Source organism: Arthrobacter sp. 2RAF6, assembly GCF_052115205.1.
In the GTDB taxonomy this organism is placed as follows: Bacteria; Actinomycetota; Actinomycetes; order Actinomycetales; family Micrococcaceae; genus Arthrobacter.
The window spans coordinates 18414-27285 of the sequence record NZ_JBFRGF010000056.1; the positions used below are offsets into that span (position 1 = coordinate 18414).

Annotated in this window: 6 protein-coding genes and 1 pseudogene; 4 read left to right on the top strand and 3 right to left on the bottom strand. The window is 63.5% G+C overall.

Annotation, left to right across the window (positions count from 1 at the left end; translation table 11 throughout):
- Positions 1-5 precede the first annotated feature (5 nt).
- A complete protein-coding gene (locus AB4Z38_RS23890; protein WP_441432014.1) occupies positions 6-2366 on the bottom strand; it encodes a beta-N-acetylhexosaminidase in 2361 nt (786 codons plus the stop codon).
- 247 nt (positions 2367-2613) lie between these two features.
- Here AB4Z38_RS23890 and AB4Z38_RS23895 point away from each other — a divergent pair, with 247 nt between their 5' ends.
- From AB4Z38_RS23895 to AB4Z38_RS23905, 3 genes are all read left to right on the top strand, one after another.
- Complete coding sequence (locus AB4Z38_RS23895) at positions 2614-3804, top strand: ROK family transcriptional regulator (protein WP_441432015.1); 1191 nt, start codon at positions 2614-2616, stop codon at positions 3802-3804.
- Positions 3805-3962: 158 nt separating this feature from the next.
- The gene (locus AB4Z38_RS23900) at positions 3963-4220 is read left to right on the top strand and encodes a type B 50S ribosomal protein L31 (RefSeq protein WP_009358283.1); all 258 of its coding nucleotides are present in this window, start codon (positions 3963-3965) and stop codon (positions 4218-4220) included.
- An 81-nt stretch (positions 4221-4301) separates the two neighbouring features.
- Positions 4302-5399, top strand: coding sequence for a lipoate--protein ligase family protein (locus tag AB4Z38_RS23905; protein ID WP_441432016.1), 1098 nt, complete (start codon positions 4302-4304; stop codon positions 5397-5399).
- 26 nt (positions 5400-5425) lie between these two features.
- On the opposite strand, the gene pepN is transcribed toward AB4Z38_RS23905, so the two are convergent.
- Both pepN and AB4Z38_RS23915 read right to left on the bottom strand, forming a co-directional pair.
- Positions 5426-8029 carry an aminopeptidase N gene (gene pepN, locus AB4Z38_RS23910; protein ID WP_441432017.1) on the bottom strand — a complete coding sequence of 868 codons (2604 nt, stop codon included), beginning with the start codon at positions 8027-8029 and terminating at the stop codon, positions 5426-5428.
- Positions 8030-8090: 61 nt separating this feature from the next.
- Positions 8091-8287, bottom strand: a pseudogene (locus AB4Z38_RS23915) (putative sulfate exporter family transporter); the annotation flags it as partial.
- A 166-nt stretch (positions 8288-8453) separates the two neighbouring features.
- On the opposite strand from AB4Z38_RS23915, the gene AB4Z38_RS23920 reads away from it, so the two are divergent.
- A partial coding sequence (locus tag AB4Z38_RS23920; RefSeq protein ID WP_441432018.1) for a circularly permuted type 2 ATP-grasp protein occupies positions 8454-8872 on the top strand: 419 nt, incomplete at its 3' end.

Genomic DNA, 8872 nt, shown 5'->3' on the forward strand with positions numbered 1-8872 from the left:
TTCGGTTAGCAGGTGCGGGCCGGGTAGGCGATCACCTGCGGGGTGCTGACGGCCACACCACCGACCACCGCCGAAACGGAAACCGTCACCTCACCGGCCGGGATGCCAGCCAAGCGCGTCGAAAACGCATGGAATGCATTCTTCCCCGCAGCCACCTCGGCAAAGGACTTCGCCCCATACGAGGAAGCGAACTTCACCGCCACGGGCACACCCTCACCATTGGCCGCCGACACAGCCAACAAAACCTTGCCCGCGACGCACCGACCATCCACCTTCACCGGAACCGAAAGACCCGCAGACGGTAACACCGTGACGTTTCCACTAGCGCCAAGAGGCTGCTCGATTCCGGGCGCCCGTGCGATCATCTGGTTCACCGTGTCGAACTGCGCAAGCCGGAGTTTCGAGCCAGCGTTCCAGGACCGTTCTGCCATCGCACGGAGCGGACCGCGGACTCCTGCGGCAACCTGGGCCTCGGTTTGCTCGGCTGGACGATCGCTCCAAATGGCGAACGACGCGCCGAGCAGTTGCGCCGGGTACGGCTGGGGGAGGGTTTGCGGACCTGTTTCGAGGTTCGGGAAGACTCCAGGGTGCCAGTTCCTGTCCCAAATCCTCGCTGCAGTGGGATATTTGTAGCCGGCGGCTTCACCGAGCACGTAGTAGAAGACCGAGTCATTGAAGTTGACGAGCTTGTACCCGCCGTCGAGCGCCTTTTGCAGTGGCGCCATGTTGGTGTCCCAATTCGTCCACCAGGTGATCTGCATGTCGGTTTCGAGGTTCACGACGTTGCCTCGCATCATGCCGTCGTTCCAGACCCGCACCGTAAACCCTTTGGACTCGATGTAGTCGCCCATGTCGTTGGCGAACGCGGTGAGCAGATCGAACCCGTTGGCGGTGGGACCGAACCGTTGCTTGGCGGCGTTGTCGAGGATCGGGTAGTCAGACATGCGGTCGAAGTCCACGAACTCGTCGGCGCCGAGGTTCCAATACGTCGAGCCGGCGAACAGCTCGGCATACTCGTCGATCAGTTCCTTCGCGAACGCTATGGCCTCCGGTTTGGTGATGTCGAGTGCACCGCGTACGTCCCTGCCCCAGACGTCTTTCAGCCGGAGCTCCGTATGCGCACTCAACGCCTGCATGAGGTGGCCCGGCATGTCCAGGGACGGAACGACCTGAATATGATTCGCTTTTGCGAGGGCGATGAGTTCGCGGACCTCGTCCTTCGTGAGGCGCTCCGCGGAGACGACTTCGGGATGGCCGTCGCTGGCAATGCGGAAGCCCTCGTTTTCGGAGAAGTGGAGCTGCAGGGTGTTCAGCCCCACGTAGCCCATGTCCCGGATCTGTGCTGCGATCCACTGCTTCGTATAGTATTTGCGGCCCACGTCGATGTGCAGGCTGCGTTCGCCCACCGAGGGCTCGCTGGACACATTGCCGGTGGGTATCTTGCCGCTGGCTTTGAGGTTCTGCAGAAGCTGGCGCGTTGCATAGAAGACCCCCTGGACGCCTTCTCCGGTGACGTCCACCCGGTTGGAGACCGCGATGGCGAACGACTCGGGTGAAGCGGTGCCGGCCAGATCGCCTTGCCGGAGCACGATGTCTCCGGGACGGATCTGGTTCTCGTCGCCGACAGCGATCTGCGGCGCCGCGGGGAGCGCGCCAGAGGCGGCGAGCTCGGCGCTAAATCGCTCAGCTTCCGCCTGGAGAAGTCCCTGCTGCTGCCTGAGCACAAAGAGCCGCGACGCGGCCGGGAGCTCGAGCGCTCCGCCGTCCAGCGTGAGCTGCGACGGCTGTGGGAGACCGGCCCAAGCAATACCGGCCTCGCTACCGTCGGTGGTCACGACGGCGTAGTCCACCTGCCCCGCTATGCCGGTTGCCGCGGGGTTCTTGTCTCCGGTCAGGCGCAGCTTCAGGGTGTGGCTTCCTTGCGGGAGCTTGCCGGTTCCGAAGATCAGGACCGAGCTGGTGGCGGTCGGCGCGTAGGCATCGAAACGGGTCTCGGGGCCGCCGTCGACGCTGAGGGCATAGATGCCGTGCGCGGGGTGCTTGCGCCCATGGAGTTCAGCGCCGGTACCGAAGAAAGAGAGCGTCACGGCAGCGTCCTTCTCTGCCGACCAGTGTTCGGTTCCGGCATACCAGCCGGTCGTCGGCAGTCCTTTGTCGGCGTTCCAGGCGCCGGTGTAGGCGAAGGAGTTCTCGCCGGACGTCGTTGCATCGTCGATCTGATACGTCAACCCGTCCGCGTTCGCAGCGTGTCGGTCATCCATGGCGGTCAATCCGGTTGCGGCAAAAAGGGTCGCAAAGGCTGCAACGAGAACGTGGCGCAGCGACCGTACTCGGGTCTTCGTCGGGGAATGGGGTGCTGTATGCATGAAATCACCATCGTTTTGAGCGAGCGAGGATGCCGAAGCAGGGACTCGAAGCCCGCGGTTGGGTGGAATATCATCGTCCGTCCGGGCAGCGGGGTCTCCGCGCGCGGCCTTGCACGCCGTCCGCCTGATGGGCTGGCGGTTGTCTAGAACTATAGTGAGTGACTAAATTAAGTCAAGACTTTGTGTGCCAGCAGCGCCGAGTAGGGTAGGCAAGGACCGAACGGGTATCAGGAAGTTGGGAGAAATAGTGGAGCTCCTTCGAGCGCGCACAGTCGACGGGCCGGCCGCAGGAGACTCCGGACGGCTGGAGATGCGCCGCGGCCACTTGCGCGCCGCTCTTCAGCTGGTCGTGCAGGGCGACGGGCGGATGACCCGCGCCGAGATCGCCCGCCGCTCGGGGCTCACGTCGGCGACGGTCTCCTCGCTGCTCACAGAACTGATCCGAGATGGCTACGTCCAGGATGGCCGGCAAGCAGTGAGCACCGGTGGCAAGCGCGCGACGACCCTGAAGCTCGACCGCGAGCGACACGGCATCCTTGTCGTCACGCTCAGGCCTCTCGTGGTCCGTGGCGCGATCCTCAATCTCGCGGGAGAGGTCGTCTCTGAACGAAGCGATCGCCTTGAATCCGGAGTGACCCCGGAGGACGTCGCCCGGTTTGTGGAAGAGTTCATCGGCGACACCGAACGAAATGTGCTCTGCGTGGGCCTCCAGGTTCCCGGCACCACAATTCATGGCCGAGTTGTGGAGAGCGTGCAGCTGGAATGGTACGACGAACCGGTTGCAGAAGTCGTAACGGCTGCAGTCGGTGTTCCGTGCGTCATTATCAACGATGCTGACGCAGAGGCGCTCAGCGAGTCCATCTCCTCACCAGAAGCGGCTGAGAACAGCCTGTTTATCCATCTGGGCGAAGGCATCGGGGCTGCGATCATCCGGGACGGCGAGGTTATGGTCGGTCCATCTGGCCGCGCGGGTGAGATCGGGCATGTGCGTGTTGTCTATGAAGGTTCGCGCAACGTTTGCCGGTGCGGATTGACGGGGTGCCTCGAGTCGACATCGTCCCTGACCGCGATGCTCGGGCCAGCCTTTCGCGACGAATCGAGTTTCGAAGAGGTCCGGCAGCTAGCCGAAACGGCTGGAGCGCAGGAGCATCTCGCAGACGGAGCCAAGGCACTCGCACGGGCGATCCGTCTTATCTGCGCCGCATTCGATGTCGCAGAGGTAGTTCTCGGCGGCTCAGCGCCTGCGTTGGGCGCCACATTCATCTCCGACGTCACGGACGATCTCGAGATGTACCCTGCAAAAGGCGCCCGGCTCGCCTTCGTCCGATTCGCACAATCGTCAAGTCCGTTCAATGGCGTGGCTCAATATGCCCTCTCGCAACTCCTCGGGGTTCGCTGGAGCAATCCGCCGGCCCAGCCTGACGCCGCATTGCGCTGAAAGGCCCGCGCGACTGACGCGGCTGGTTCAAGCAAGGTGCGGTTTCCGCTATGATTGATTGTTGGCCCGGCACTGGGTATCTGTTTCCGGTGCGCGGACCGAATCCATTCATACCTGGCAGCTGGCAAAATCCAGTTGCGTGAACAAAAGGTCCCATTATGAAGTCTGATATCCACCCGAAGTACGAAGCTGTTGTATTCAACGACCTGGCTTCCGGCGTCAAGTTCCTGACCAAGTCCACCGTGTCTTCTTCCAAGACCATCGAGTGGGAAGACGGCAACACCTACCCGGTCATCGACGTCGAAATCTCCTCGGAGTCCCACCCGTTCTACACGGGCAAGCAGCGCATCATGGACTCTGCAGGCCGCGTCGAGCGCTTCAACGCTCGCTTCAAGGGCTTCGGCGGCAAGAAGTAATCAACTTCACCTCCAAGCTTCTGTGAAAGCCCGCACCCGCCGTATCTTCGGTGGCTGCGGGCTTTTGCGTTTTCCGGCAGGATGGAAACCATGACTTCCAGCATGGCATTCCAACACGACAATCCCCGGCTCCATGGCGAATACAAGGTCCCCGGCGGAAAGCTCGTGGTGGTCGACCTCGACGTCGTGGACGGGCGGTTCGCGCGCGTCTCGCTCAGCGGCGACTTCTTCCTGGAACCGGACGAGGCCCTGCTGGACATCAACCGATCGCTCACGGGCCTCCCGGAAGGTTCGACGCCGGCAGAGATCTCCGCGGCCGTCACCGCCGCATTGCCCGCCGACACCGTCCTGTTCGGCTTTTCCGCCGACGCCGTCGCCGTCGCTGTCCGCAGGGCGCTGTCCAAGGCCACCTCCTGGTCAGACCACGAGTGGGAGGTCATCCCGCCGTCGGTCCTCCCCACGCACCTCAACGTGGCGTTGGATGAGGTTCTCACCGAACAGGTCGGGGCGGGGCTCCGCAACCCCACTTTGCGCTTCTGGGACTGGGAAGAGCCGTCGGTGGTGATCGGCAGCTTCCAGTCTTTCCGCAACGAAGTGGATCCCGACGGCGTCGCGCGCCACGGCATCACGGTGGTCCGCCGCATCAGCGGCGGGGGAGCCATGTTCATGGAGGCCGGAAACTGCATTACCTATTCGCTCTACGTGCCACAGAGCCTGGTGGATGGCATCAGCTTTGCCGATTCCTACGCGTTCCTGGACGCGTGGGTCATGGCTGCCCTGGAAAAACTGGGCATTAGCGCCTTCTATGTCCCGCTCAATGACATCGCCACGGAGCAGGGAAAGATCGGCGGTGCCGCGCAAAAGCGCCTCGCCAACGGCGGCATGCTGCACCACGTCACCATGAGCTACGACATCGACGCCGACAAGATGGTCGAGGTCTTGCGCATCGGCAAGGAAAAGCTTTCCGACAAAGGCACCCGCAGCGCAAAGAAGCGCGTCGATCCACTCCGTCGGCAAACCGGGCTGGCGCGGACGGAAATCATCAAAGCCATGCAAGAGGTCTTCACCGAACGCTACGGCGCCATGGAGTCCCGCATCACCGACGCCGAATTGGCAACGGCCCGGGAGCGGGTGCAGTCAAAGTTCGGTACTCAAGAATGGCTGCACCGCGTTCCCTGACCAGCCCCACGAGGCCTCGAGAAACCCTAGCCGGCGGCTTGGGCCGCCAGGGCGCGGAACAAATGGCTTCGCTGCTCAATGACGATGCGCCGGAGCGCACGCGGAGCTGCCGTGTGGGCGCTGAGCCAATCGTCCGTGCGCCGAAGCACCGGATGGTCTTCCGGGGCCATGCCGCCCTGCAGATCCTGGGTTGAGGGGAACAGGCCCCGAACAATCCGGCCCGCTATCTCGATGCTCCGGGACTGCCAGACATCCTCCAGGCAGTCGAAGTACGGTTCCGTGAAGCCGTCCAGGAGCCCTGACGGGGCAAGGGAGAACCCTGCGATTGTCGCGCTCAGAATCTCGTTGGAGAGCCCGGTGTCGTTGACTGCGGCATTCCATGCGTCCGTCTTGACGGCGGCATCGGGACGGGCAGCTGCGGCGAGTGCATGGCCTTCGCGTCCCGCTGCGGTGCGGTCGAGGGCGAGTTCGGCATCCAGTTCCGATAGCGTGGCCGCTCCGTTGGCTGCGAGTGCTTGCCACAGGCTCCACCGGAGATCCGCATCCACCGTCAGGCCGTCCACTATGACGCTTCCGGAGAGAATGCCGCGGAAGAACTCGACGTAGGCGCTGTCATGCCGCGACAACTCTGCCAGGGTCCTTGCCCACGCAAGTTGCTGGTCCGAACCCGGCTCGCAGGTCCGCAGCTGCACCGCGCCGGCCGCCATCAGGCTCTCCCGGACCTCATCGCGCTGCGGAGCCGGGACGTAGCGCTCGACGGCGGTCACCGCGTTGCCCAGAACGTTCAGGAGGACGCCGATCCCCGACTCGGCAGGAGCGAAGCGTTCGACGGCGGCGACGTACAGCGCCGCCGGGGTAACGGCATCGCGCGCTGAATCCCACAGGGCTGTCCAGCACAATGCCCGGGCCATGGGATCGCTGAGCCGGTCCAAGGAAGAACGTATCGTTGCTTCGGACCCCGCATCCAGGCGGACCTTGGCATAGCTGAGGTCGTCGTCGTTGACGAGGAGCAGGGCCGGGCGCGGCTTGCCCGCGAGTTCCGCCACGGTGGTGTCGGCGCCGTCGACGTCGAGCTCGATGCCCTCTGTCCGGAGCAACTGGCCGCCGTCGTCAAAGTTGTAGAGGCCGATCCTGAGCCTGTGCGGCCGGTGTTCCTGCTCGCCCGTGATGGGGTCCACGGAGTCCTGGCGCAGGTTGATCGCGGCCATGGCGTCGCCGCTGCCGGAGATCTCGGCCGCAAGGGTGGAGATCCCCGAGGTCTGCAGCCACTGCCGGGCCCAGATGCCAAGGTCCCGGCCCGATGCTGTGCCCAGGGCTTCGAGGAGGTCGGCCAGTGACGTGTTGCCGTACTCGTGATCCTTGAAGTAGCGTCGCGAGCCGGCAATGAACGCCTCGAAGCCGACGTAGGCCACCAATTGTTTGAGGACGGATGCGCCCTTGGCGTAGGTAATGCCATCGAAGTTCTGCTTGGCGGCTTCCAGGTCGGGAATGTCCGCCACGATGGGGTGGGTCGTGGGCAACTGGTCCTGCACATATGCCCAGGACTTGCGCTTGTTCGCGAAATTCACCCAGGCGCTGTCCCAGTCCGTGGCCTTGTCCACGCCGAGGGTGCCCATGTAGTCGGCGAAGGATTCCTTGAGCCAGAGATCATCCCACCAGGTCATGGTCACGAGGTCTCCGAACCACATGTGGGCCATCTCGTGCATGAGGGTGTTGGCTCGGGCTTGGTACTGGGCATCGGTGGCCCGCGAAGTGAAGACGTACTTCTCCGTGAAGGTGACGAGGCCGGGATTTTCCATGGCACCAAGGTTGTACTCGGGCACGAACGCCTGATCGTACTTCCCCCACGGGTACGGATAGTCGAAGAGATCGTTGAAGAACTCCAGGCCGTTCTTCGTCAGCCGGAAAAGCTCAGCGGAATCGAAGGACTCTTGCATGGATGCGCGGCAATAAAGCGCCAGCGGAACCTCAAGGCTGGTCCCGTCGTCGAGCGTCTTGCTCCAGTGGTCCGTGGCGCGGAAATAGGGACCGGCGAGGACGGTGGTGATGTAGGTGGACATCCGCTTGGTGGTGGCGAAGTCCCAGCGGCTCGTGGCCGGATCGCTCGTCAGTTGCGTCCGGGCGAGCTCGGCGCCGTTGGAGGCCACGTGCCAGGCGGAGGGCGCCATGACGTGGAAGGTGAATTCGGCCTTCAGGTCCGGCTGTTCGAAATTCGCGAAGACGCGGCGGGCATCCGCCGGTTCGTATTGCGTGTAGAGGTAGCTCTGCCCGTCGGCGGGATCGACGAAGCGGTGCAGGCCCTCTCCGGATCGGCTGTAAAGGGCCGTTCCGGTGACAGTGACCTGGTTCTCAGCCTGGAGATTTTGGAGGTGGATCCTGTCGCCGTCCACTACTTCGGCGATGTCGAGCCCTTTTCCGTTGAGGAAGACGCTGTGTACGCCGCCGTGGATGAAATCCAGGAACGTGGAGGAACCAGGCTTGGCAGAGAAGTTGATGACGCTGCGGCTCGTGTACCCCGGCACGCCCGCATCGGCGGCTTCGCGGACGTCAAGGGAGACATCGTAGCTGTGGGTGCTGATCAGGGCTGAACGGGTGGCGGCCTCAGCGCGCGCCAGGTTGTGATTCGACACCCAGCTATCTAATCATGAGGAAGGCGGCGCCCCAGCCCGACAGGGCGATCAGGAACCCGGGGCCACGCAGCACGATGCCTGCCCGCATGTGGTGCTTGCCGGCGAAGTCCAGGACCGGACGGGCGCGTCCGGCAGCCCATGCCGCCGTGCCCGGTATATTTGCAGCTAACAAACCCAGCGCTACAGCGGCTGTCATGGCAGGGATGGGGGAAGCAGGGCATGGACAATGAAGGCAAGTCCCGTGGCTGCCACTGCCATGACAATCCCGTCTCCCAATCGGGAGACGGGGGCCGGAAAACGCTTGGGGTGCATTCGTCAACCTTGATGCGTGCAAGTGCCGAAATGCGAACCGGTGCACACCCGGTGCCGCAACATGCAGAACGCGAAATGCGTTCGTAATCGAAAAGGTGATTGTCTGAGTCCCATGTCAGAGCTATTCCGGGATTACTCCGAGGCCGCCGCCCGTTCCGGCGCCTACGACGAAATGTTCGCCCCGGGCACCGTTGCCCGAAAATCCTATGGCCAAGTGGACGGCGCACTCCGCGAGCTTTCGCTTGCCGATGTGAGTGCGCGTGCGGAGTCGATGGCGCGGACGTTCCTGGACCGGGGGGTGACGTTCGATTATGCGGGGGAGGAGCGTCCGTTCCCGTTGGATATCGTGCCGAGGGTGATTCCGGCTGATGAGTGGGATGTTCTGGAGCGTGGGGTGGCGCAGCGGGTGCGGGCGTTGGAGGCGTTCCTGGATGATGTGTACGGGCGGATGGCGGTGGTCGCGGACGGTGTGGTGCCGCGGGCGTTGGTGACCACGAGTGCGCATTTCCACCGTGCGGTGCATGGTTTCGA